This is a genomic window from Streptomyces longispororuber, from assembly GCF_024448165.1.
In the GTDB taxonomy this organism is placed as follows: domain Bacteria; phylum Actinomycetota; class Actinomycetes; order Streptomycetales; family Streptomycetaceae; genus Streptomyces; species Streptomyces longispororuber_A.
This window is the reverse complement of sequence record NZ_JAMOLN010000031.1, coordinates 19662-45330: the sequence shown is the minus strand read 5'-3', so window position 1 is coordinate 45330 and position 25669 is coordinate 19662. Positions and strand designations below refer to the sequence as shown.

Below are 25669 nucleotides of genomic sequence, written 5' to 3'. Positions count from 1 at the left end.
TCCCTCTGGATCAGTGGCAGGGGAAGCCGAGCAGGTGGCGTGCGTCGTGCACCCATTCATGGACCCCCGCGCCACTGAACACGGAGGTGGCGCCCTGTTCGGCGCCGACGAAGTACAGCAGGACCAGCATCAGGATGCCGAAGAAGGCGGCCCAGGGGGCGATGACCTTCAGCGGGAGTTTGGCCGGCAGGACCGGCGTGGTGGCGGTCGGCTGGGCGACAGGCTGCGCCATGGCAGTGCCTCCTTGGGAGTTCGCGTCCCGTTTCGTTGGTGCACATGACGACCGTCACGGGTCTGACTCACGAGGAGCCCGGGGGCTCGTCGTTCACAGTGGCGCGACCGTGCCGGACTCTCACCGGCTTCCGTCGACCGTCGTCGATAACGACATGACGCTACCGTGTGACGCGTCCATGGCCAAGACCGTGCGGACGGCGGCCGGGGGCGCGCGGGGCCCGGGGACCGCTCATAGTCGCAACCGGCCGGGAAGCCAAGGCGAACAAGGTCACACGGGTCGGCTCTGCTGTCGCTGTAGTCATCTCCCCTAGCATCCGAGCATGACGGTCCTGCCAGACGACGGGCTTTCCTTGGCGGCCGAGTTCCCCGACGCGACGCACGAGCAGTGGCAGCACCTGGTCGCTGGTGTCCTGCGCAAGTCGGGCAAGGAACTCTCGGCGGCCGAGGCGGAAGACGCCTTGTCCACTCCGCTCGAGGACGGGCTGCGCGCCCGCCCGCTGTACACCTCCGGGGACGCGACCACGGTCGCCTCCGGCCTGCCCGGTTTCGCGCCGTTCGTGCGCGGCGGCCGGGCCGAGGGCAATGTCGTGGGCGGCTGGGACGTGCGCCAGCGGCACGCCGTCGCCGACGCCACGGCCGTCCTCGCGGACCTGGAGAACGGTGTCACGTCACTGTGGCTGACCGTGGGCGGCTCCGGCGGGATCCCCGTCGAGGCCCTGCCCACGGCGCTCGACGGCGTCCTGCTGGACCTCGCCCCGATCGTCCTGGACGCGGGCGCCGAGACCGCGGCCGCCGCCGACCGGCTGCTGCGTCTGTACGCGGACGCGGGCGTCGCCGACGACGCCGCGCGCGGCAACCTGGGCGCGGACCCGCTGGGCCACGAGGCGCGCACCGGGACCGGGTACGACGACGAGGCCGTCGTCGAGCTCGCCCGCCGGTGCATCGCACGCCATCCCGGCCTGCGGGCACTGACCGTGGACGCCCTGCCGTACCACGAGGCGGGCGGTTCGGCCGCGCAGGAGCTGGGTGCGTCGCTCGCGACCGGGGTCGCCTATCTGCGCCTGCTGACGGCGGCCGGGCTGACGGTCCGGCAGGCGCTGGCACAGCTGGAGTTCCGGTACGCGGCGACCGCCGACCAGTTCCTGACCATCGCCAAGTTCCGGGCGGCGCGCCGGCTGTGGGCGCGCGTCGCCGAGGCCTGCGGGGCGGCCGACGCGGGTGCGCAGCGCCAGCACGCGGTGACCTCGTCGGTGATGACGACGCGCCGCGACCCGTGGGTGAACATGCTGCGGACCACCATCGCCACGCTGGCGGCGGGCGTCGGCGGCGCCGACTCCGTGACGGTGCTGCCCTTCGACGACGCGCTGGGCCTGCCGGACGCGTTCGCGCGGCGGATCGCCCGCAACACCTCGACGATCCTCATCGAGGAGTCGCACCTGGCGCGGGTCATCGACCCGGCCGGCGGCTCCGGGTACGTGGAGCGGCTCACCGACGAACTCGCCCACGCGGGCTGGGAGTTCTTCCAGCTGATCGAGCGGGCCGGCGGGCAGGCGGCCGCCCTGCGCTCCGGCCTGGTCCGCGACCGGCTCGCCGAGACCTGGGCGGCGCGCAGCGCCCGCCTCGCCCAGCGGCGTGAACCGATCACCGGTGTCAGCGAGTTCCCGCACCTCGACGAGAAGCCGGTGCGGCGCGCCCCGGCGCCCGAGCCCCCGTCCGGCGGTCTGCCGCGGGTCCGCCGCGACGAGGCCTTCGAGGTGCTGCGGGCCCGCTCCGACGCCCATCTCGAAGCCACCGGAGCCCGCCCCCGGGTGTTCCTCGCCGCGCTCGGCCCGGCCGGCGCCCACACCGCCCGGCTCGCCTTCGCCGCCAATCTGTTCCAGGCGGGCGGCATCGAGCCCGTCAGCGACGGCACCTTCGAGGAGAGCGGGGCGCGCGAGGTGTGCCTGTGCTCCAGCGACGAGGTGTACGCGGAGCAGGCCGACGCCACCGTCCGGCAGTTGCGGGCGGCCGGCGCCGAGCACGTCCTCCTCGCCGGCCGGCCGGCCCGGTCCGACCAGTCGGCCCAGACCGACCAGTCCGGGGGCATCGACACCTACGTCTACGCCGGCTGCGACGCCGTGGCCGTGCTCTCCGCCTCGCTCGACCGCATGGGAGTGTCCCGATGACCGTCCCCGACTTCTCGGCGATCGATCTCGGCGCCCCGGCGGGCGCCCCCGGCACCGACGAGTGGCGCGCCGCGCTGAAGCGGGCCACGGACGGCAACGACCTCCGGTGGGAGACCCCCGAGGGAATCGCCGTCGAGCCGCTGTACACCGGCCGTGACCTGGAGGGCCTCGACTTCCTGGACACGTATCCGGGCGTCGCGCCGTACCTGCGCGGCCCCTATCCGACGATGTACGTGAACCAGCCCTGGACGATCCGGCAGTACGCGGGCTTCTCCACGGCCGAGGAGTCGAACGCCTTCTACCGGCGCAATCTGGCGGCCGGTCAGAAGGGCCTGTCGGTCGCCTTCGACCTGCCGACCCACCGCGGCTACGACAGCGACCACCCGCGCGTCACCGGTGACGTCGGCATGGCGGGCGTGGCCATCGACTCGATCTACGACATGCGCCAGCTCTTCGACGGCATCCCGCTGGACAAGATGACGGTGTCGATGACGATGAACGGCGCGGTGCTGCCGATCCTCGCGCTCTACATCGTGGCGGCCGAGGAACAGGGCGTACCGCCCGAGAAGCTCGCGGGGACCATCCAGAACGACATCCTCAAGGAGTTCATGGTCCGCAACACCTACATCTATCCGCCCAAGCCCTCGATGCGGATCATCTCCGACATCTTCGCGTACACCTCGCAGCGGATGCCGCGCTACAACTCGATCTCCATCTCCGGCTACCACATCCAGGAGGCGGGCGCGACGGCCGACCTGGAGCTGGCGTACACCCTCGCGGACGGCGTGGAGTACATCAGGGCGGGCCGCGAGGCGGGCCTGGACGTGGACGCGTTCGCGCCGCGCCTCAGCTTCTTCTGGGCGATCGGCATGAACTTCTTCATGGAGGTCGCCAAGCTCCGCGCGGCGCGCCTGCTGTGGGCGAAGCTGGTGAAGCAGTTCGACCCGAAGAACGCCAAGTCCCTGTCGCTGCGCACCCATTCGCAGACGTCGGGCTGGTCGCTGACGGCGCAGGACGTGTTCAACAACGTGACGCGCACGTGCGTGGAGGCGATGGCGGCGACGCAGGGCCACACCCAGTCGCTGCACACGAACGCGCTCGACGAGGCGCTCGCACTGCCCACCGACTTCTCCGCCCGCATCGCCCGCAACACCCAGCTGCTGCTCCAGCAGGAGTCCGGTACGACCCGGGTCATCGACCCGTGGGGCGGCAGCGCCTACGTCGAGAAGCTGACCCACGACCTCGCCCGGCGCGCCTGGCAGCACATCCAGGAGGTCGAGCAGGCGGGCGGCATGGCGCAGGCCATCGACGCGGGCATCCCCAAGCTGCGCGTGGAGGAGGCCGCGGCCCGCACCCAGGCCCGCATCGACTCCGGCCGGCAGCCGGTGATCGGGGTGAACAAGTACCGGGTCGACAGCGACGAGCAGATCGAGGTCCTCAAGGTCGACAACTCCTCGGTGCGCGCCCAGCAGATCGCCAAGCTGCGGCGGCTGCGCGAGGAGCGCGACGAACGGGTCTGCCAGGACGCGCTCGACGCGCTCACCCGGGCCGCGGGCGGCGACGGCAACCTGCTGGAGCTCGCCGTGCACGCGGCGCGCGCGAAGGCGACCGTCGGCGAGATCTCCGACGCCCTGGAGAAGGTGTACGGGCGGCATGCCGGGCAGATCCGTACGATCGCCGGCGTGTACCGCAACGAAGCAGGCCAGTCGCCGTCGGTGGACCGCACCCGGGCCCAGGTGGACGCGTTCGCCGAGGCCGAGGGCCGCCGGCCGCGCATCCTCGTCGCCAAGATGGGCCAGGACGGTCACGACCGCGGCCAGAAGGTGATCGCGACCGCCTTCGCCGACCTCGGCTTCGACGTCGACGTCGGCCCGCTGTTCCAGACCCCGGGCGAGGTGGCGCGCCAGGCCGTCGAGGCGGACGTGCACATCGTGGGGGTGTCGTCGCTCGCGGCCGGACACCTCACCCTCGTGCCGGCGCTGCGCGAGGCCCTGGCCGAGGAGGGGCGCGACGACATCATGGTCGTGGTCGGCGGAGTGATCCCGCCGGCCGACGTGCCGACGCTCCTGGAGATGGGCGCAGCCGCCGTCTTCCCGCCCGGCACGGTGATCCCGGACGCGGCCCACGACCTGGTGGCGCGGCTGGCCGCCGACCTCGGGCACGACGACCTGTGAGCCGGTGACCGCGACCATGGCCATCGATCTCGACACGTACGTCAAGGGCGTCCTCGACGGGAAGCGGGCGATCGTCGCCCGGGCGATCACCCTCGTCGAGTCCACGCGCCCGCAACACCGCGCGCTGGCCCAGGAGTTGCTCACCCGGCTGCTGCCGTACAGCGGCCGGGCGCGGCGCATCGGCATCAGCGGGGTGCCGGGGGTGGGCAAGTCGACGTTCATCGACGCCTTCGGCACGATGCTGACCGGTCTCGGGCACCGGGTCGCCGTCCTCGCGGTCGATCCGTCGTCCACCCGGACCGGCGGGTCGATCCTGGGCGACAAGACCCGGATGGAGCGGCTCGCGGTCGATCCCGCGGCGTTCGTCCGGCCCTCCCCCACGGCGGGCACGCTCGGCGGGGTCGCGAAGGCGACCCGTGAGTCGATCGTGGTCATGGAGGCGGCCGGCTACGACGTGGTGCTGGTCGAGACGGTCGGCGTGGGCCAGTCGGAGACGGCGGTCGCCGACATGGTCGACTCCTTCCTGCTGCTGACGCTGGCCAGGACCGGCGACCAGTTGCAGGGCATCAAGAAGGGCGTCCTGGAGCTGGCCGACGTGATCGCCGTGAACAAGGCCGACGGCCCGCACGAGCGGGACGCGCAGGCGGCCGCACGGGAACTGGCGGGAGCGCTCCGGCTCATGCACGGCAAGGACGCCTTCTGGGCGCCGCCCGTGCTCAGTTGCAGCGCCCGCGAGTCGACCGGGCTCGACGTGGTCTGGCAGCGGCTGGAGCAGCACCGCGCCCTCCTCGACTCCTCGGGCCGGCTCGACGCGCGGCGCCGCGATCAGCAGGTCGACTGGACCTGGACGATGGTCCGCGACGAACTGCTGGGCCGGCTGCGGGCCGACCCCGAGGTCCGCTCCCTCGCCCCCGGTCTCGAACAGCGGGTGAGGCAGGGCGAGTTGACGGCGACGCTGGCCGCGGAACGCATCCTGGAGGCTTTCAGAGCCGGTCGTTGACCGAAGCCCGTGCGTCGCGCCCCGCCGCCCCGGTCGAGGGTGCGGCGGACACGGGTTGTGACGGCCGACGGCCTGCCGCCACGACCACGCCCGCGACAACGGCCATGGCCACGGACAACGCGACGAATCCGGTGGAGAAGGTCGCGGCCCGGGCGGCGAGGCCGAGCAGCAGGGAGCCGAGTCCGGTACCGGAGTCGTAGCCGATGTTCCAGGCGACGGAGGTGGTGTGCCGGTTTCCGGCTCCGGCCTGGCTGAAGGCCTGTACGAAGGTGATGCTCTGCAGCCCGCCGTACGCGGTCCCGAGCAGCAGGAGACCGGCCGCCAGCACGGCGATCGAGGGCTGCCCGGAGCGGACGGCGACGGCGACGAGGGCGAGCCCGGCGCAGCCGGTGACCAGAAGGGCGCAGGTCAGCGGGCGGGGCGCGAAGCGGTCCACGAGGACCCCGCAGCCCCACCGGCTGCCCGCGGCGGTGGCGGTGAAGAGGAGCAGCGCCGCCGCGGCCACGGCGGGCCGGCCGGCGAACTGGGGCGTGAAGGTCAGCACGGCCCCGCCGGCCGCGGTCACCAGCAACAGGGTGACCAGCGGCAGCCGGATGCGACGGAGCACAGTGGCCGTGGGCGAGGCGTCCGCACCGGCCTGCTCCGCCCCGGACTCCCGGGTACGCGCGTCGACGGCCCGCCCAAGCCCGCGGGCGAACGGCAGGGCGAGAACGGGCAGGACACCGCAAGCGATGATCACCGGAAGGCCGAGGGCCGCTGCGAGGGCCGGGGCGGCCGGGGTCAGCACCATCTGGGGCACGGCGAGCGCAAGCCCGTACAGCCCGATGGCCGCGCCCTGGCGCCCGGCAGGTGCGAGGGTCGCGGCGGCGGTGGACCCGCACACGGTGACGATGCCGAAGCCGAGCCCGCGCAGCCCGGTGCTGAGCAGGATCACCCACAAGCTGTCGCTGACCGCCTGCACCGGCGCGGGCAGCCCGAGCAGCAGGGCCCCCAGGGCGAGCGTCCGCGGCCAACCCGCCCTGCGCAGAACGGCCCTGACGAACAGTTGGGCCAGCACGGTGGTGGCCATGAGCGTGGCGGTGACGAGCCCGGCCCCGAACTCGTCGGCGCCACCATGCACGGCCCACTCGGGCGAGACGGGCAACAGCAGCGCGAACCCGGCGAGACAGAAGCCCGCGAGGAGGATCAGGTGGGGCATCCCGGGAGCGGCTATGACGGACGACTTCGCCTCCGAGGCCGCCTTCACCTTCGACTTCGACGTCACCTTCGACGTCGCCTTCGACTTCGACCTCGCGCGAATGTCGCCCCGCCCCCCTTCTCACCCCGGCAGCACGACGGACCCTACCCGCCTGCGGTCAGCGCCCCTTCTCGGCCTTCTCGCCCTTGTCGGCCGGCTCCAGGATCGCCACGCACTCCACGTGATGCGTCATCGGGAAGACGTCCTATCAGAGGACACCTTGAGAAACTGCAGCTCAGGCAACATTTACACCATCCCCCGACACGCCTCGAAGGGGTGCGAGCGTCAAACGAGCGTCGCGGGTCCAGGCTCCGTCCGTCTCAACCCTGCGCCGGCCCCAGTCCTGCACCGCCCTATCGGGGTCCCATGAACACGCACGGTCCAGGACCACTCCATGCGGGAGAGCGGAGCGGACTCCGACAGGCCGAGTCCGACGTCGCGGCGGGGCCCCGACCCAATCAGCTGCCGGCCGCCCTGTCCGAACTGACCGAACCCACCAGCGGCACCGTGAGCCTCGCCCTGCCCCTCGCCTGTTCCGGCCTGCATACGTTCGCCCTCCCGGACGAGAATCTGCGGCTCGACATGTACCGCATCGCCCTGTACGAAGACTACGTCCGTTACCTCGACAGCGACCGGCTTGCCCGCTCCTGGCCCCGGCCACAGAAGATGGTCGGCCGCGGCATCCGTACCACATGGGAGGAAACCGTTCCCGGCCTGTACACCAACTTCACCGAGGCCGCTGCGTAACTCTGCAGAGCCTGCCCGATCTGCCCGATCATCACAGGCGGCTCTTCGGCGACACCCTCGACCTGGGACTCCCCTGCGGGTTGGCCCTCAAGGGGAGCTACGCGGTCCGGGCCCACGGCATCGTCCACCGCCCGAGCCAGGAGCTCGACTTCGCCACCACCCACCCTGCCGATCTAGCGGACATCACTGTGCGCTCCTCCACGGTCGGAGATACGGCGATCCTGCGTCCGGAGCGATGGGCGCCTTCGACCGTATGAAGCACGAGGTCGGCCGTGGATGCGACATCACTCATTCCAGGGGCGCGGTTCAGCGACCGGTGTAGAGGAATCGCAGGTATCGCAGGAGGGACAGCCTGCGCCGATGTGCCTCAGCAGTCTCGGCAGCAGAACTCAGCGCCGCATGGCGGGCACTGTTCTGCTGGAGCGTAACCGCGCGCCGACTGAACTCCTGTCGCTGTTGCCGGGCCCGCTCGCCGGCCAGGGTGTTCTCCCGAGTGAGCCGCGCCTGGCCATCCTCCAACTCCTTCTGTGCCTTCGTCCGTGAGGCTTCAGCTGCCGCGTCCACGGAGAGGAGCTCAGCGGTGAGGCGGGTGCGCCGAACCTCGATGCCCTGGTCGATCGACTGTCGTTCCTGTGCCGTGAGCGCGGTGGGCTGACGAGCTTCGGCAGCGGCGACCAGTTGTCTGCGCCAGGCATCGAGCGCGATGGCCTTGGTCTCACCGATGCCCTGGACGTCTATACGGCGGCCGTTGCTGAGCACCAGTTGGGCACCGACACTGTTGTAGTGCGCATTGTGCACGGTTCGGTATCCGGTGAAGTCGGCTGCGGTACGGACTCCTGCTGCCGCAAGTCGCGCGGCCAGCTTCGGTCCGATGCCGTATGGCGGATTCTGGGCGATCAGCTGTCGTCCGAGACGGTCCCTCACGTAGGCGGACTGCCGGGTGGTAAGCGCCGTTCGTAATGCTTTCCCTCGCTCCGCCGAAAGCCCGGCGATCTTCTTGTCCAGCTCCTGCCGCTTACGGATCCTGCGCTTCTCGATCTGCTGGAGCTCGCCGTGGTAGCTCGCGGTGAGCTTGCTCTGTTCTCGTGGGTGGTCCGCGGTGCGCTTCGTCTCTGCGGCGTCGAACTTCGCCCGGTCCTTGCGTAGCTTCCGCTCGGCCTTGACCGGGTCGTCGAGCTGGTCCAGTTCTGCTGTGAGCCCGGAGAGAACGGCCCGTGTCTGAGCCCGCTCCGTGCGGCGGGCCCGCCCGAACACCGAGAACGCGGCGGCGGCGAGCATCGGGACTGCCGGACCGAACAGCGCTGTCGAGAGGCCCATGGCAAGGGCCAGCACGGTCACTGCCAGCATCACGGGCCAGACGACGGCTACGGCGGCATCCAGTGGCGTCCTGAACTGGAATCTGTCCGGTGAGGCGACCGAGGGCGCGGGCTGCGTCTGCGACGCCGCAGAGGCGACGTGTCCGGTCATCCAGCTGGGCAGACCACCCGTACCCGGGGCGGCGGCCGCGCTGTGAGCAGTGGTGTCCGTGATCACCGTTGCGGTTGCGCGCTGCCTGGGCACCGCCAGGGTGAGCGGCGGCAGCATGTCCAGGGGCTGGCAGGCCAGGGTCCGCACCTGGTCGGCGAGTCCGCTCACCATGCGGTCGGGGTGGGTGAGCAGTGTCTGCAGTCGTGCGGACCCGGCCGGGCTCGTGAAATCGTCCTCGGTGAGCAGGAGGAATTCGCCGCTGGGTTCGTGCAATCGGGACCACAGGGCCGGTTCCGAGGCGATCGCCTTCAACGAGAGGAAGATGACCCAGGTGGAGAACCGGTCAAGATCCACTCCGAAGTCGTCGTTCCCCCGCAGGGGCGACTGATAGTTCCGGTGCCCTCGCTCGGTCCCTCCCAGGCCGGCCAGTGCCGGGACGTACATGCCGTCGTAGTCGACCAGCCGCAAGGTGTCGTCGCTCGCAACGAGCAGGTTGCCGTGCTGCAGATCGCCATGGGCGATCTGGTGGTCCGCCAGGTCCCGGGTCAGTTCCTCGAACCGATCGGCCAGGCGATCGACGGCGATCCGGTCCGCATGGTTGTCGTCGAGCCATGAGGACAGGGTGACGGCCTCGGCCCACTCCATCTTGAGGACCGGGTAGCGTTCCCGCCCGACGCTGATGGCGTCGGGAAGGTACTCGAAGCCGAGGTTCCACGGCTGGGAGAGCTCCGCCGGATCGAGCAGGGCGAGTCGGGAGCTGATGGCCTCGTACCGACGCTCCTGGTCCGGGACGTGGCGGGTGAAGCATTTGACTGCGTACCGGCGGCCCGATGAAGGCGAGGTCAGGGAAAAGACACTGGCGAAGGCACCGGAGATGGGGCGCGGCAGGCCGAGTCCGGTCAGCTCGGGCCGGGCGCCTCTGAGTTCTGGATGATGGAAGCACAACTGGGTGTGCTGCAGGGCTTCCGCATACTCGGCGCCGCTGGGGAACCGGCGCTGCGAACCGGTGGCCGGGCCCATGTTCACCGTCCCTCGAAATCGATCCGTACGAATGCCACGTCGTCATTGCGCAACTGCCGGCTGTCCCGTAGCCCGTTCAGCCAGTTGTTGAAATCGTCCAGGTCGTCGGGCCCGGCGTACTCGAGGAGCTGGCCGACAGCGTCGGCCTGGTCCGGGGCCGACATGAGCCAAGCGGCCAGGGCGTCCGTCATCAGGAGCAGGCGGTCTCCCGGCCGACAGTTCCCTCTGGTGAATCTCGTGCGGTCGGCAAGGAGCGCGGCATCACGGTTGCGGCTGCCGAAGAGATCGGGCGTGGTGCCGAATTCCTCGACGGCCGACACCGGGAACGTCTGTATCAACTGGTTGTCGCGCAGGTGGAACAGGCAGCTGTCCCCCAACGCAGCGGCACGCCACCGCCAGGACGGTGCCGCTTCGCCGTCGTGGGCACCGCTCTCCGGGTCGACGCGCACCGTGAGCAGCGTCGCGTAGGCACCCTCCGCGAGCTTGGTGTGCTCGTACCACTTCAGCGGACGCCCTTCTGCCTGGCGAGTCAGTGTGTAGTCGGCCAGCCAGGGATCCCACTGGGCCACCACGGATGCTGCGAACTGCTCGAAGGCGGTTCCGCCCACAAGCGCGTCCGGCAGCGCCATGGCGTGTTCGGCCGCGGCGCGGGACAGCAGCATGGCCCAGTCCTTGGCCAGTGCGCTTTCCGTGGCTCCGTCGCAGACGCCTGCCGCGAATGGCTCCCGCAGCATGTGATCGTGCGGATGCCCGGGAAGCACGGCGACGGCGTCTTCGCATTCCGCTGCCGTGCTTCCTTTCTTGGGGGCCACCAGGTGCGTGACGTACACGCAGGAAGTGGAGGTCATCACCGCAGTTCGGTGGCCCGGGTACCGATGTCGAGGAACTGGACGACCGTGGTGATGTCAGCGTTGTAGACGAAACCACGAGTGGTCTCGCTGACCCGCTGCCCCTGCGAGGCCGCGTACGAGCGCATGTGGCTCGGCAGCGGGCTGGACATGCCGAACAGGGTCCGGGCGTAGCTGTCCGGAAGGGTGTCCGCAGAGTCGGGGAACGCGGTCGGTGTGCCGCCTGCCGCGGACACATGCAGGTTGAACAGCAGTGCCGCTCCGTCCGCTGTGGCGTGGGAGGTGACGGCGTCGGCGGCCGCGGTGGGGTCGCCGTCGGTCGACTCGCCGTCCGTCAGGTTGATGACGATGGGCGGGAATCCAGCCGGATACCGCTCGGTCCAGCCTGCGACGAGTCCCTCCGCGTACTGCAACGCACGGTTCATCGGGGTCCCGCCATGGGCGACCGGATCCATCCACAGAGGGAAGTTGACGGCGGTCTCCACCAGTCCCCCGGCACCGTCGGAAACCTTCTTACTCCGCTCGTCGATGCGGGCCGGATTGTCTGCCACCTCGCTCAGGGGAACGAGGTCCCGTCCTTCGAGCGGCCCCGCGAGCGCCGAGCCCACGGTGGCTCCGTAGCCGATGACCGCGACGTGGAAGTAGTCGCGTACGCCCTCTTCCTTCGCGCACTTGACGGAGAGTTCGGTGAGCAGGCGATTAATCGCGTCGGCGACGACATCGGCCTTCTGCTGCGGTACTTCACCACCGATGGGATCGCTCATGGAGGTCGACTGGTCGACGAGGAAGATGATGCTCGTCGGGTTGGAGCGGCTGATCTCTGCCGTGTACGGCACGGTGAACTCCTGGCGGAATAAGAAGAAACCGGTCGTCGGAGAAGCTCGTACGGCATGCCGACGCAGCGGTCTCCGGCGTGCGGGCCGGGACACCGAGATCCCCCGGTCCAATGATAGGGACAGGCTTTGTCCGTCGCAGTCGTATCGCGCTTCGCGCTCATCCCGGTGCGTTCTGCAGCGCTGCCCGCCCCTCCCTGCGCATTTCAATTGTCGAGTCGTCCCACCACCCGTTCCGTCCGCCCGTCCCACACTTGCCAGGCAGGGATCCGAACGCCGTTGGGCAGCAGTGCCGTTCGGCCGAGTGCGAGTCTCAGGTGACGTGCGGCCTCTGCCCCGGTGGACGCACCATGGTCGAGTCGGATCCGAACGCTCTTTGAGCTGCGGCGGACGTCGAAGTCGTAGGGATAGCCGTCCACTGTGGTATTCCGGTCAATCAGGACTCCCGGAATTGCGTCCGTCAGCAGGTACTGCAGCCGGTCTCCGACGTCTTCGTCGGAATGTTCCGGGTGAATGCCGAGCGAAGGGAGGCCGTCCTTGGCCTCGGCCGCGTCGAGGAGTGCGTGCGGCATGCCGGGCCGGACCGACCAGAAGTCTCGGTCGCCGAACACGATGAGATGCGAACGGGCCCGTGTGATGGCCACGTTCCAGAGGTTGACCTCGCGGGAAAGCCAGTTGACCGCGCTCGGACGCATCCGGTCGGACGCGACGAGGGACAGCAGGATCACATCCTGCTGTCCTCCTTGGAAGGTGTGCACCGTCCCGACCCTGACCCGTGGTTCGTGCTGCCAGCGGCCGGCGATCAGGTCCTTCTGCGCCCGGAATGGAGTGACGACGCCTACGGTCGAACCGTGCGGAAGCCGCTTGAGCAGGCGTTCCACCGAGAGATGAACGCGGTCGGCCTCGTCCTGGTTCAGCCACGACCCGTTACGGCCCCTACGCGCCGTCCCCTTCACGTCGAGCCACTGCACGGCGTCGACTCCATCGATGCGCCGCAGCGATCGGGGGTCGGTGAGGACGGTCAGCCGGCCGCCGTAGCAGTGCCGGTTCGCGATGCCGACGATGTCCGGGTGGCAGCGGAAGTGTTCGTCGAGCAGCAACGTCTCACCTGCCGCGTGGGCTGCCGCATGGAAGGAGGAGTAGCGGCGGTGCTCGAGCCGGTGCTCGTCGAGCCAGCTCGCCCGCAGTCCTGCTCCCCGGTGCGCCTCCGCCTCCTGGCGTGGCTGCAGTGTGGTGATGTGCTGTAGCTGCATGGGGTCGCCGATCACCAGGGCACGCCGGGCGCGGAAGAGCAGCGGCAGCACATCCGGCGCGGAGCACTGACTGGCTTCGTCCACGATCACCAGGTCGAAGAGGGCGGCCCGGTCCCGGAACCGCCGTGCAGACCGCGCGGTGACTGCCCAGCCCGAGACCTGCGGCAGGATGCGGTCCAGGGTCGACCACTGCCTCGATGATCGTGCCCGCACGGCCTCGATGCGCTCATGGATGGCAGCGCGGGCGGTCATCGCCTGCTCCGCCACCGACGACTGCAGCAATGCTGTCGCGGCCTCACGGACTCGCCGGTCGGCATCCTGGCGCGTGGCGTGGAGCTGGGCGTCGTCGGGCGCCGCTTCGGCTGCGGTGCGCATCCGACGCCAGTCGGCTTCCGCTTCGGCGAACATCAGCAGTTCGGCGAAGTTCTGACGGCCCGCGACCTGGACCGGCACAGGGCCGAGCCTGCGCACGCACCGGCCGCGCAGCCATCCTCCGAAGATTCCGAGGCGGGCGGCCGTACGGGCCCGGCGCAGCCACCGGCCGAGGGAGACATCGTCGCCGAGAGCCGCAGCGAGTGTCTCGGGGTCGCCATGGTGTTGTTCGGCGTAGGAGAAGCGGAGTCGTCCGAGGTCGGCAAGCTCCCGCTCCAGGCCGGCGACCTCCGTGAATTTGCGGCGCAGCGCCCTCTGCTCGCGAAGATGGTTCCTCAGTTCACCGCGGTGTATCTGGGATGACTGGTGAGGCCGAGCGACACGAGTCAGCTTCTCCAGCGTCCGCAGCTCTTCTTCGACGGCTGTCTGGTTGCCCGTACGTACGAGAAGGCCCGGAGCCAGGGATTCGCAGCGCTCCCAGACCTCGTCCACCGCCTTGTTGTTGGTCGAGGCGACGAGCACGGTCTGGCCGGCCGCTCTGGCCGTGGCAACCGCGTTGACGATGAGCTGGCTTTTCCCGGTGCCGGGCGGGCCGGTCGCGACGGTGAGCGGGCGGACCATGGCGGCCCGGATGACCGCCTCCTGCCCCTCGTTCAGTTCCAGCGGTGCGACGACCTGCACCTCCTGCTCGGCGCTCTCGTCCACCGCATGGTCCGCTCTCGCGGTGAGCGCCCCGAGCGCGGTGTCCGGGAACTGCCCGACGCTCTTCTGCAGCGTCTTGTAGTCCTTCATCAGCTGTGCGGTGGCCGCCGAGTCCGACCGTGCGGCGAAAACGATCGCCACATTGCGGGCGCCCTCATGCGCGGCGTAGAGCGAGCTGCCGTCGCCGAGCGATCCGGGATCCAGGTGCTCGGTGTCGGGCAGCCCCAGTTCCTGCAGCAGACTGCGCAGGTCACGGACCATGTCTTCCCGGAAGCCCGGACGCCAGTTGGGCTGGTAGGCGGCGAGCAGCTCCTTGCCTTCATCCTTGCCCAGCCGGTCGAGAACGAGTTGGGGATGCAGGACGATCGGCCCTGTGGGCGTCACCACGCTGCGTCCCTGAGGATCGCGTTCGACCTCGATCTGACGCATCGCGAGCGGCGCGCACATCTGCCGTTTGCCGTCGTAGAGGACAGCGGCGGGGTATCCGTACCAAAGGTCTGCGCCGTCCTTCTGCGCACGCTCGGCGAGGTCCACGACGCGTTGCGGCGCTTGTACCGTGGTTTCCGTACCGGAGAGCAGAACTTCCTCCCCGGCGGGCCAGACCGCGCGTGGAGGGTCGCTGCCCACCAGCGGCAGCAGTTCGTCGGTGGAGTTCTCCGCCTCCAGGCAGTGCTGGTAGTAGGCCAGCAGCCGACTCCAGTCGGCGTCGGTGAAGGCGGAGTCGTCGTGCGCTGCCTCGGCAGCCTTGACCGGTGCCGGTGTCACGCCTCTCGATCCGTCGGGAACCGCGGTGAGGCCGGCAGGCAATGGTTTGAGGGCAGGGATCTGACGGCCGGTGGCGGCGGTGGCGAGATAGATGTCGCCGGTCACCTGAAGACTGGACTGTGTCGGTGTCTGCCGGCGTCTGTCAGGTGTTTTCCGCAGGTCACGGCTGATGTACCGGAACAGGTCGTTCGCCGAGACCTTCCCGTCACCGTCCAGGTCCGCTTGTCCCGAGTGCAGGCCTTCGATCATCGCTTTGGTGAATTGTGAGGGCTTGTCCGCATCGGTGGTGAAGGCCTGCTCCCAGTGTTGCGACGCGGTGATGACGTACACACCGCTGGCCTCGACCACCGGTGCGGTGGACGAGTGAGTGGCCCCCTTGCTGCGAAATCCCTGCACCGCGCTGCCGCTGAAACAGCAGTCGAGCAACAGGACCTTGCGCCGCGCAGCGCATTTCTCCAACTGGTCTGTCACGTACGAAGCTTCGAGTGCAGTCTGCTGGAGCCGGTCAGCCTCGGTGTCCGTGGTGACGTAGTAGAGCTGACCGTCCTCACGGTCGTACGCCCCGTGGCCGCTCAGATAGAGCACGACCAGTTCGTCCGGCTCCCGGTCCCTGAGAAATGCCTCGACGGCCTGCTTGATCGCCGCCTTCGACGAGTCTTCGACCCGTATGCACTTCTCGTACCTGCCGACCGAAGGCATCTCCAGGATCTGGCTCAAGTAGTGAACATCCGCACGTACGGAGGGCAAGGCGGAAAATTTCACGTCCTCATAGACAGCGGTGCCGACGAGCAAGGCGTGCTGACGGCTCATCGCTCGCCTCCCGGACCGCTGCCGCCCGGCCCGTCACTCTGTCCGCCCTGGCCGTCCCGCAGCGCCCTCACCTCACGCCCGGACACTCCGCCCTGCAGCTCCGTGACCGTGCCGTCGGAGTGCACGACACGCACCCTGCGGCTCTTACGGACGTCGACCCACGCCTTGATGGCAGTTCGCGCCAGCGCGAAGGTGCCCGTGGTGAGGATGAGTACGACCTCCGGGGTCAGCAGTTCCGTCCCCTTCGCACCCGCCGCGTTTCGCTGCTCTTCAGAAGAGGCGAAGCGCACCTGGGCGCCGTCCAGTTGGCGCAGAGCATCGCGGAGCTCTCGTGCTTCGAGCTCCGCATGCCGCGGGTCGGCACCAAAGACCTGGATCTGCGCGGACTCGATCTCGTCGGACATGTTCTCCCTCGTACCGCCAACTCGCCTACTCGCGAACGGAATTACCCGCGCTACTGATGATCCGTCAGCCTATTGATCTTTCCCGTCGCCATGTGCCGGTCACCCAGCGCCTGCGCCGTGCGTCCACGTCCGCAATCCGCAGGATTCTGTACAGCGGCTCGCCCATGTCCGCCCACCTCTCCAGCGCATCCCGGTCCACCAGGTGGATCCCATAGCGTGGACCGCTGGCCCTCGCGGCCGCCGTAAATCCTCCGGTGGTGACGATCACCGCGAAGTGAGCACCGTGGTCGTGGCGATACGTGCCGTTGACTCGCTGTACGTCCTGGTCCCCGACCCTGCGGTCCGGCCGCAGCCGCTTGCACTGCACGACGACCCGTCGTCGCGAACGGTCGACGACTAGTACGTCGGCGCCCTTGTCCCCGGCTCTGCCCACATGCTCCGCAGTCAGGCCGTCCCGGCGCAGCAAGGAACAGACCGCCAGCTCGAACCCCCGGGGATCCAGGGCATCAAGATGCAGCAGCGAATATCGCACGGGTCCAGCAGGATGCGCCGAGCGTGCACTCCATCTCCGCAGGGCCAGCCGTCCCGGCTTCAGGCCCAGTCCCAATACTGCGGCGGCCAGCACGATGCCCGTCCGCACCGGCCACTGCTCGGCGGCCTGCCACAGACCGGCGATTCCGGCCAAGGCCCCTGTCCCCCACGCCCACCAGGGAATTGCCGCCCACCCTCCTTGGCTCCGCCTGCGCCGCATCACACGGCCGGGCCGAAGAGTGCAAGCATGCCACCGGCCAGCCCGAACAGCGCGAGGCCTGCCAGATCGGTGATCGTGACCAACGTGAAGGTGCGGTCGCGGCAGCGTGCAAACAGCCCCCTGCGCCTTCGGCGACACGGCCGGTGGAAGGCTGTCGGACCGCCGCAACGCGACACCGGCGCGGTGCCACCGATCACCAGTGATGCCATGGCGAGCAGCATCAGATCCCCCGTCCCCCGCCTATGCCTCACGAGTATTCGGGAAGCCGTGCATCCCGACCAGTACTTCTTCGGCCGAGCTGGCCGAATTGGGGGCGCACGGGAGCGTCGACGCCAACTTTCCGTGCGTTTCCTTTGCACGCGCCCCCAAGATCGACGGATGCGGTCGAACGCACGACTTACCCACCTTCGTCAGCCACGGCTAGGATTCACCGGGCCCGTGACGTGGCGGAAACAGCATGTAAAGACACCGACGGGCAGTGGCTGGCGGCAGATTCAAGGGGCGGGTACAGCGTATGCGGCAAGGCCGGTGGACCACGGTCACCGAGTCCGAGTTCGACCATGAACACCGTGGTCTGGAAGCCATCCGGGAGAGGCTGGCCGACGCCGATCCCTGGCGCGCATGGTCGAACTTCACCTTCACCGCCCACACCGGGCACGTCCGCGAGGTCGACCTCCTCGTCGTCGCGCCCAGCGGCGTCTACATGATCGAACTCAAGAACTGGCACGGTTCCGTGACCAGCGAGAACGGCACCTGGGTGCAGACCACCCCCGGTGGCCACCGTCGCCCGCACGGCAACCCGCTCCACCTCGTCAACAAGAAGGCGAAGGAACTGGCCACGCTGCTGAGCCAGAACGGCCGGCGAGTCTGGGTCGGCGAGGCCGTCTGCTTCACCGACAGCGGCTTACGTGTCCGCCTGCCCGCGCACGATCAGAACGGCGTCCACACGGTCGACGAGCTGGTCACCATGCTGAAGCAGCCGCCGCGCGACGAGCGGCGCCGCATCAACGCCGTCGAATCCCGTGAGATCAAGGCCAAGCTCGAACGGATCGGCATCCGGCGCAGTGACGCCGAGTACAACGTCGGCCCGTATCAGCTGGACCGCAAGTCCTTGGATTCCGGACCGACTTGGTCCGATTACGAAGCAAGGCACAGCGAGCTGCCCGAGGTGGCCCGGGTCCGCGTCTACCTCAGCGAACGCGGATCGGACACGTCGATCCGGCGGTCGGTGGAGAACGCAGCCCGCCGTGAAGCGGCCGTACTGCAGCGCTTTAGGCACCCAGGCGTGGTCCAGCTCAAGCAGTACTACCCGTCCGGGCACTCCGCGGGCCCTTCCCTGATCTTCGACTGGGACCCGCGCACGCTGCGCCTGGACGAGTATCTGCTCCAGCACGGCAAGGGCCTCGACATCCTCGGCCGCATGGCTCTGGTCCGCCAGCTCGCCGAGACGATGCGTTCCGCGCACTCCGCCCGCATCCACCACCGGGCGCTGGCTGCCCGCGCCGTTCATGTGATCCCCCGAGACCGGGGCCGCCGCGGTCGCGCCGTCGGGGAGGACGCTGCCTGGCTCACCCCCCGCCTGGAGATATCGGACTGGCAGATCGCCACCCAGCGTGCCTCCGGCACGGACGGCGACAACGGGCAGGGCATGACCCGCTTCGCGCCGACCGCGCTCTCAGCCATGCACCTGGCGGAGGGCTCCGACCCTTATTTCGCCCCGGAGTTGACCGCTCTCAAGGCCGACCCGGTCTACCTGGACGTGTACGGCCTCGGCGTCCTCACGTACCTCCTCGTTACGGGCAGGGCCCCGGCTGCGAGCCAGGCCGAACTCCTTGCACGGCTCGAGGCGGGCGAGGGCCTGCGCCCCAGTTCGTTGGTCGACGACCTCTCCGAGGACATCGACTTCCTGGTGCAGGCGGCGACCGCCTACCGGCCCGGTCAACGCCTGTCCTCGGTGGACGAGTTCCTGGAGATGCTGGAGATCGTCGAGGACGGTCTGACCGCCCCGACCTCACTGCCCGATCCCGAACCGGCCGAGGGCCCCGAGAAGGACCCCCTCGATGCGGTGGCCGGCGATGTGCTCGGCGGGCGCTGGGAGGTCCGGCGCCGCCTCGGGACCGGCTCCACCAGCCGGGCCTTTCTCGTACGCGACCTGGAGGCCGAGGCACGCAAGACCCGGCCCCTTGCCGTCCTGAAGGTGGCCCTCTCGGACAGCAGGGGCCAAGTCCTGGTCCACGAAGCCGAGGTGATGAACCGGCTGCGTCCCGACTCCCGCGTGATCCGGCTCGTCGAACCGCAACCCCTGCACATCGGCTCGCGCACCGTCCTCGCCCTGGAGTACGTCGGCGACGAGCGCGAGGCCACCGAGCCGGACGCCGAGACCTCCGAATCCAGCACCGGCACAAGCACCAACACGCGCACCCGCCGCCGCGAGGAGACGGTCGCGCGCCAGTTGCGCGAGCACGGCCGCTTGAAGATGGACCAGTTGGAGGCGTACGGCGACTATCTCTTTGGAGCCGTGGACTTCCTGGAGGGCGAGAGCGTCTGGCACCGCGACATCAAGCCGGACAACATCGCCATACGCATCCGCCCCAACCGCACCCGCGAACTGGTCCTCATAGACTTCTCCCTCGCGGGCTACCCGGCGAAGGACTACGAGGCGGGCACCGACGGATACCTCGACCCGTTCATCGGCAGCCTGACCCGCACCGCGTACGACTCGCACGCCGAGCGGTACGCGATAGCCGTCACCCTCCACCAGATGGCCTCGGGCGAATTACCCAAGTGGGGCGACGGCTCGCTCCCGCCGAGGATGATGGACGCGAAGGACTTCCCGTACCCGACCGTCCAGGCCGACGCCTTCGAACCCGCAGTCCGGGACAGCCTGGTCGCCTTCTTCCGCAAGGCGCTCCACCGGGACGCGGCGAAGCGGTTCGCCGAGCTGAAGCCGATGCGGGACGCCTGGCGGAAGATCTTCCTCGACGCCACGCAGACCGTCCCGTCCAGTCACCGTTCCCGCCCCCCCGAGCCCGCACCGCAGGAGACCGCGGCGGGCGAGCACGCGGCGGCGATCGCGGACGCGGAGCCGCTCACCGCGGACGAGCAGCGCGAGCGACTAGCGGCGGCGGTCACCCGCGACACCCACCTGTCCGCCGCCGGTCTCACTCCGGCCGCGGAGTCCTTCCTCTATGGCCTCGACATCACGACCGTCGGGGGCCTCCTCGACTACAGCCGCAGCAAGCTCCTCAACGCGCCGGGCCTCGGCACCAAGACCCGTACCGAGGTACAGCGCCGCCAGCGCCAGTGGGGGAAGCTGCTGCGCGAGGCATCGCTCTCGCCGCTCACCCCGAAAGGGCGTGCGGAGGCGAAGGAGGAGCTCGCTCAGCTCAAGGCCAGCGGGTCGGCGGCGGCCGGAGCGCTGGCCACGGACGAAGGCTCGGCTCGCCTGACGGAGACTGTCCTGCGCTCGGTGAGCCTGGACACTCTCGCCACCCTCTTCGTGCCCGAGCTGAACAACAACCGCTCCAACAGCAACAAGGTCGAGATGGTAAGGCTGTTGCTGCGCCTTCCCGACGAGCGCGGAAACCTGCCCGGCATCGGTGTCTGGCCCAAGCAGAAGGACATCGCCGAAGCGCTCGGCCTTTCCGCCGGGCGCATTCCGCAGATGCTGAAGGAGGAGCGCAAGCGCTGGAAGAAGCTCCCTGCAGTCCAGGCACTGCGGGACGAGATCGTCGGCCTGCTGGCGGGCCTCGGCCGGGTCGCCCCCGCCGTGGAGATCGCCGACGCCCTCGCTGTCCGACGCGGAACGCAGTTGCCGGGGCGCGAGCAGCGTCGAGCGCTGGCTCTGGCCGCGGTGCGGGCTGTCGTAGAGGTGGAGCAACTCCAACCGGAGGAAGCGGAGTTCCAGCACCAACCGAACCGAAGGGCGACGGAGGACGTGCTGGCGGCGGGTCTGCTCGCGCTGGACGTGCGTGAGGTCGACGCTCCGGACACCCCGACCGCTCCGGGTCTCCTCGACTACGCGACCCGACTGGGCAAGACAGCCGACCGCCTGACCCGGCTGGACACCTTACCGACGGCCACGACCGTCCTGAGCGAGCTGGGTGCGCTGACCCCGCCGCCCGGTGTCGTGGACTGGGACGAACGGCGACTGGTCGTACTGGCCGCCGCCGCCTCCGTGAACGCGGCGGCCACGCCTCGCTTGGAGATCTATGCGCGCGACCTGCCCCTGGTTCGGGCCCTGCGCCTCACCCAGGCCGGTCTGGTACGGCTGATCCCAGGCGTACCGGAAGCCCGGCAGCCCGGTCTGACGGGCGAGGACGTCAATGATCGGGTGCGCGCGCGCTTCCCCGAGCTGGTCATCAAGGACGGCCGCGGCGCGAGCACGCACGAACTGCCGACCGGCGGGCCGCTGACTAAGGCGCTGCGCGACGCCGGTTTCGACCTCACCCTGTCGACACGCGAGGACACGAAGACTCTCCGCTATCTACCGACGCGGATGGACAGCGCGTCCACCTATCTGACGGTCGCGGAGTGGCGTCAGTCGACGGAGGCCGGCGCGGTGACGCGCTACTCCGACGACCCGCTGGTCGCCGGTGGTGTCCGCGCGGACGAGCGGCTCCTCGCCTCGGCCCGGCGGGACGGCTATCGGGTCCTGACCGTGCACCACGCCCGTACGGTCGAGGCCGTACGGAGGCTGGCGGGGCAGCGCATCGGGGCACGGGCGGTGTCCGTGACCGAGCTGTTCCTGTCGTCGATGCACGCGCTCGTCCCTCCGGGGACAAAGCCGACGTGGGAGACGCTACTGAAGGCGGACGTGGCGGAGCCGGGCTCGCGGGGTGCGCTGAAGTTCAGCGAGTACGCGCGGACCGCGTGGGGCTCGTTGGAGCCGCAGGTGCGGGAGTTGTTGGCGCCGGGGGCCGGTTCCGGGCCGGTTCTACTGACCGAGGCAGGTGTGTTCTCCCGATACGACGGCATGGGCGTCCTCGATCGGCTGGCAGAGGCGGCTCGGCAGGGCGGGCGGGGGTTGTGGTTGCTGGTGCCGCAGGCGGACCCGGCGCGTGAGCCGAAGTTGGGGCATACGGCGGTGGCGTATCAGGCGGGTCTGGGCGAGTGGATCGACCTGCCTGACTCGTGGGTGAAGAAGGACTATCTCTCGGGTGTGACGGATGCCCGTGCCGCAGGTGCTGCGGGTGCTACCGGTGCTGCGGGCTCAAACGTGAACGTGATCGTGAACAGTGACGAGGGAGAAGACAAGTGATCGACCGCAAAGCCCTGTTAGATGATTTGAAGCAGCAGGTCAAGGCGGTCGAGGTCGACCTCGGCAAGCAGGTCAAGGTGGTGCCGGAAGGCGAGAAGTTACGCGCTGAGTACGAGCGGGCGCGCAAGCTGGGTCGTACGGCGGCTACGTGGAATTCGTGGCTGGACGACCGGGTCACGCAGGTCGCTGTGGCGTGGGTGTTGGGCACCGTCTTCGTGCGGTTCTGCGAGGACAACGGGCTGATACCGGAGCCGTATCTGACGGCTCCGGAGGCCGATCGGCGGGATCTGGCGCTGGCTCGGTTCGAGGAGTACGTCGCGGGGTCCGAGGACCCGACGTACCGGGGCTGGCTTGAGCAGGCGTTCGCGGAGCTGGGGGCGGGGCAGGCGGGGCGGTTGTTGTTTGACCGGCGGCACAATCCGTTGTTCCACATTCCGTTGTCGCATGACGGGGCGCGGGATTTGGTGGACTTCTGGCGGGGGCGGGATGAGGGCGGTTTCCTCGTCCACGACTTCACGGATCCGCTGGAGGAAGACGGGGACGGTACGCAGGGGTGGGATACGCGGTTCCTGGGTGACCTGTATCAGGACCTGAGCGAGGCTGCTCGGAAGGCGTACGCGCTGCTGCAGACGCCGGAGTTTGTGGAGGAGTTCATCCTCGACCGGGCTATGGATCCGGCGGTACGAGAGTTTGGGTACGAGGGCCTCAAGATGATCGACCCCACGTGTGGGTCGGGGCACTTTGTGTTGGGGGCATTTCGTCGGCTGGTGCGGTTGTGGGGAGACGGGCGGCCGGGAAAGGACTTGCACGAGCGAGTCAAAGAGGCCCTGGACTCTGTGCATGGGGTGGACCTGAATGCGTTCGCAGTTGCTATAGCTCGTTTCCGATTGCTGGTGGCAGCTATGGCGGCAAGCGAGGTCCGGACGCTGGCAAAGGCGGCCAAGTACGACTGGCCAATCCATCTTGCAGTGGGAGACTCGCTCATCAGAAACCGACACAAGCAGGGAAACCTGTTTGACGGATTACAGGAAGAGGGGGCCGATGAGCTGGCCGACTTCAAGTACGAGACTGAAGATTTAGACGAGCACCCTGACATTCTGCTGCCGGGACGATACCACGTGGTAGCAGGGAATCCGCCGTACATTACAGTGAAGGACACGAAACTCAACGATTTATACAAGGGGCTGTACGACGCTTGTGCACTCCAGTACGCATTATCGGTTCCTTTTGCTCAGCGCTTCTTCGAGTTGGCAAAAATTGGAGACACAGAGAGCGGTTTCGGGTATGGGCTAGTCGGCCAGATCACGGCGAACTCTTTCATGAAGCGCGAGTTTGGCACACGACTAATTGGCGCATACTTCGGCCACGAGGTAGAGTTGACGGAAGTCATCGATACATCTGGTGCATATATTCCTGGGCACGGCACACCGACGGTCATTCTGGTAGGACAACGGCGGGGCGGACGTGCGCGATCGACGACGATTCGCACGGTGCGGAGCGTTCAGGGTGAACCTGCTGCGCCCGAGAAGGCTGAAGAAGGTTTTGTCTGGAAGGCAATCGTCGACCAAATCGATCAGCCAGGGTCTGTAAGCCAGTGGGTATCTGTCGACGACCTCGATCGGTACCGGTATTTCGGCAAGCAGCCATGGATTCTGACCGACGGCGGCCTAGAGTTGAATGAGCAGATCCAGGCGTCGAAGGTTCAAGTACTGGCTGAAGTCAGAAGAGCCATCGGCCGCTATGCACACACCGGTAGCGACGAAGCCTACTTCGCACCGAGCAGAACCTTGCAGCGTTACGGTGTGACCACTTCCCACACAGTGCCGCTAGTTGGCGGCGATGCCGTTCGCGATTGGAACATCACCTCCGATACAGAATCGATCTTCCCGTACGGATCCGAACTACGCCCCGAACTGACTCACGACCTAGCTCCCCTACTCTGGCGCTATCGTCCCATATTGCGCAAACGGCGAGAGCCTGGCGGCACCCACGAGGAGATTGGTCTCACTTGGTACGAGTGGAGCCGATGGCACCCGGAGCGCTTTTCAATACCGCTCGGCATTTCCTTTCCGTTTGTCGCTACGCACAATCATTTCGCACTGACCCGGGGCGGGAAAGTATTTAAACAGACGGCCCCAGTGATCAAGCTGCGGACCGGAGCCAGCGAGGAGGAATACCTACAGCTGCTTGGGCTCCTCAACAGCTCCACCGCCGCTTTCTGGCTCAAGATGGTAAGCCACAGCAAAGGGACCGAAGGGCACCAGTCGGGCATTAAGACCGAAGCGTGGGAGCAATTTTACGAGTTCACAGGCACCAAGTTGCTCGATTTCCCTCTTCCAGCAAAGCGCCCCACCGCCCTAGCCAGCGCTCTTGATGCCGTCGCCCACCAGACAACCGCTGCCAGTCCCAATACTCTCACCCAGAAGGCCTTCCCTTCCGCTCTTGCCCTCCGTGAAGAGCGGGCAAAATGGCACTCCACCCGTGCGCGATTGGTAACCCTCCAGGAAGAGCTGGACTGGCAGGTCTACTCGCTCTACAATCTGCACCCCGAAGATCTACGTGCATCAGAGGATCCAGACTCCGCCGATATCCCGGAGATTTCCCCCGGTGAGCGCGCGTTCGAAATTGTCTTCGCGCGTCGGGTTGCCGCAGGTGAGGTCAGCGATGAGTGGTTCAAGCGTCATGGAGCCACGCCAATCACCGAGATACCCGCTCACTGGCCTGCCGCTTACCGCGACGTTGTCCAGAAGCGGATCGATGCCATCGAGTCGTCCCGCGCCATCGGCATGGTCGAGCGGCCCGAGTACAAGCGACGCTGGGCCACCGAAGGGTGGGACTCCCTCCAAGAGAAGGCCCTGCGGAGTTGGTTGCTTAACCGGATCGAGGGCCGTGCACACTGGTTCGACGAGAACGGGATGCCTGCCCTCGTCACGCTCTCTCGCCTCACCGATAACCTTTCCCGTGACGAGGACTTCGTCTCCGTCGCCAAAGTCTATTCGCCCTACAAAGAACTGCCCGCCGTCGTAGCTGAGTTACTGACCAACGAGCACGTGCCCTTCCTCTCCGCACTACGCTACAGGCCTGCTGCTCTCAAGAAACGCGCAGATTGGGAGCGAGTCTGGGATCTCCAACGCCAGGAGGACGCCGCTCCGGACGAGTTGGCCAAGCGAAAAATCCGGGACTCCATACCCGTACCGCCTAAGTACACGTCGGCCGACTTCCTGCGCCCTTCTTACTGGCGGGCACGCGGCAAGCTGGACGTGCCGAAGGAGCGGTTCATCTCGTACGCGCGGGCCAATGTGGCTACCCCCGACCTGTACGGCTGGGCAGGCTGGGACCACCGCGAGCAGGCGATCGCCCTCGACACGTACATCGCCACCCACGAGGGTCTGACAACCGAAGAGGTCACCCCGCTGCTCGCTGGGCTACTCGAACTCCAGCCGTGGCTGACCCAGTGGCACAACGAACCCGACCCACTCTTCTCCCCGACGCCCGCCAAGTTCTTCGAGGGTGACCGGCAGATGGAGCAGGGCAAGCACGGCCTCACCGACGACGACCTGCGCGCCTGGCGCCCGGCCGCCGCGACCAGAGGACGCCGCGCCACCACGAAGTAGCCCGTCAGAGAAC

15 protein-coding genes and 1 riboswitch are annotated in these 25669 nt (G+C 68.3%); of the genes, 6 read left to right on the top strand and 9 right to left on the bottom strand.

The window, feature by feature from the left end:
* Window positions 1–10 precede the first annotated feature (10 nt).
* Window positions 11–232: a CbtB domain-containing protein gene (locus M4J07_RS11840; protein WP_255970780.1), complete on the bottom strand. Its 222-nt coding sequence runs from the start codon at window positions 230–232 to the stop codon at window positions 11–13.
* Window positions 233–267: 35 nt separating this feature from the next.
* Window positions 268–401, bottom strand: a riboswitch (cobalamin riboswitch).
* Window positions 402–554: 153 nt separating this feature from the next.
* On the opposite strand from M4J07_RS11840, the gene M4J07_RS11835 reads away from it, so the two are divergent.
* Genes M4J07_RS11835 through meaB form a run of 3 tightly spaced genes read left to right on the top strand, consistent with a single transcriptional unit; the run spans window position 555 to window position 5573 of the window.
* Window positions 555–2399, top strand: coding sequence for a methylmalonyl-CoA mutase family protein (locus M4J07_RS11835; protein ID WP_255970779.1), 1845 nt, complete (start codon window positions 555–557; stop codon window positions 2397–2399).
* Window positions 2396–4573: a methylmalonyl-CoA mutase gene (scpA, locus tag M4J07_RS11830; RefSeq protein WP_255970777.1), complete on the top strand. Its 2178-nt coding sequence runs from the start codon at window positions 2396–2398 to the stop codon at window positions 4571–4573. Before M4J07_RS11835 ends, scpA begins: the two co-directional genes overlap by 4 nt.
* A gap of 16 nt (window positions 4574–4589) precedes the next feature.
* Window positions 4590–5573, top strand: coding sequence for a methylmalonyl Co-A mutase-associated GTPase MeaB (gene meaB / locus M4J07_RS11825; protein ID WP_255970775.1), 984 nt, complete (start codon window positions 4590–4592; stop codon window positions 5571–5573).
* Here meaB and M4J07_RS11820 read toward each other — a convergent pair.
* The gene (locus tag M4J07_RS11820; protein WP_255970773.1) at window positions 5557–6837 is read right to left on the bottom strand and encodes an MFS transporter; all 1281 of its coding nucleotides are present in this window, start codon (window positions 6835–6837) and stop codon (window positions 5557–5559) included. The two genes, meaB and M4J07_RS11820, sit on opposite strands and share 17 nt — an antisense overlap.
* A 480-nt stretch (window positions 6838–7317) precedes the next feature.
* On the opposite strand from M4J07_RS11820, the gene M4J07_RS11815 reads away from it, so the two are divergent.
* Entirely contained in the window at window positions 7318–7557 is a 240-nt protein-coding gene (locus M4J07_RS11815; RefSeq protein WP_255970771.1) for a hypothetical protein, read from the top strand.
* A gap of 306 nt (window positions 7558–7863) precedes the next feature.
* On the opposite strand, the gene M4J07_RS11810 is transcribed toward M4J07_RS11815, so the two are convergent.
* The 7 genes from M4J07_RS11810 to M4J07_RS11780 all read right to left on the bottom strand — a co-directional run bounded on the left by M4J07_RS11810 (window position 7864) and on the right by M4J07_RS11780 (window position 17003).
* Complete coding sequence (locus M4J07_RS11810) at window positions 7864–10044, bottom strand: hypothetical protein (RefSeq protein ID WP_255970769.1); 2181 nt, start codon at window positions 10042–10044, stop codon at window positions 7864–7866.
* Between the two features lie 2 nt (window positions 10045–10046).
* Window positions 10047–10874, bottom strand: a complete 828-nt coding sequence (locus M4J07_RS11805) for a hypothetical protein (protein WP_255970767.1) — start codon at window positions 10872–10874, stop codon at window positions 10047–10049.
* A 17-nt stretch (window positions 10875–10891) separates the two neighbouring features.
* Window positions 10892–11728: a vWA domain-containing protein gene (locus M4J07_RS11800; protein WP_255970765.1), complete on the bottom strand. Its 837-nt coding sequence runs from the start codon at window positions 11726–11728 to the stop codon at window positions 10892–10894.
* A 203-nt stretch (window positions 11729–11931) separates the two neighbouring features.
* Window positions 11932–15627, bottom strand: a complete 3696-nt coding sequence (locus M4J07_RS11795) for a caspase, EACC1-associated type (protein ID WP_255970763.1) — start codon at window positions 15625–15627, stop codon at window positions 11932–11934.
* Complete coding sequence (locus M4J07_RS11790; RefSeq protein WP_255970761.1) at window positions 15624–16031, bottom strand: effector-associated constant component EACC1; 408 nt, start codon at window positions 16029–16031, stop codon at window positions 15624–15626. Before M4J07_RS11790 ends, M4J07_RS11795 begins: the two co-directional genes overlap by 4 nt.
* Before the next feature lie 64 nt (window positions 16032–16095).
* The gene (locus M4J07_RS11785) at window positions 16096–16716 is read right to left on the bottom strand and encodes a restriction endonuclease (RefSeq protein WP_255970760.1); all 621 of its coding nucleotides are present in this window, start codon (window positions 16714–16716) and stop codon (window positions 16096–16098) included.
* A 65-nt stretch (window positions 16717–16781) separates the two neighbouring features.
* Window positions 16782–17003 carry a hypothetical protein gene (locus tag M4J07_RS11780; protein WP_255970758.1) on the bottom strand — a complete coding sequence of 74 codons (222 nt, stop codon included), beginning with the start codon at window positions 17001–17003 and terminating at the stop codon, window positions 16782–16784.
* 293 nt (window positions 17004–17296) lie between these two features.
* On the opposite strand from M4J07_RS11780, the gene pglW reads away from it, so the two are divergent.
* On the top strand, window positions 17297–22042 hold the full coding sequence (gene pglW, locus M4J07_RS11775; protein WP_255970756.1) for a BREX system serine/threonine kinase PglW: 4746 nt from the start codon (window positions 17297–17299) through the stop codon (window positions 22040–22042).
* Window positions 22039–25656, top strand: a complete 3618-nt coding sequence (pglX, locus tag M4J07_RS11770; RefSeq protein WP_255970754.1) for a BREX-2 system adenine-specific DNA-methyltransferase PglX — start codon at window positions 22039–22041, stop codon at window positions 25654–25656. The genes pglW and pglX overlap by 4 nt, the downstream gene beginning before the upstream one ends.
* Window positions 25657–25669: the final 13 nt, after the last annotated feature.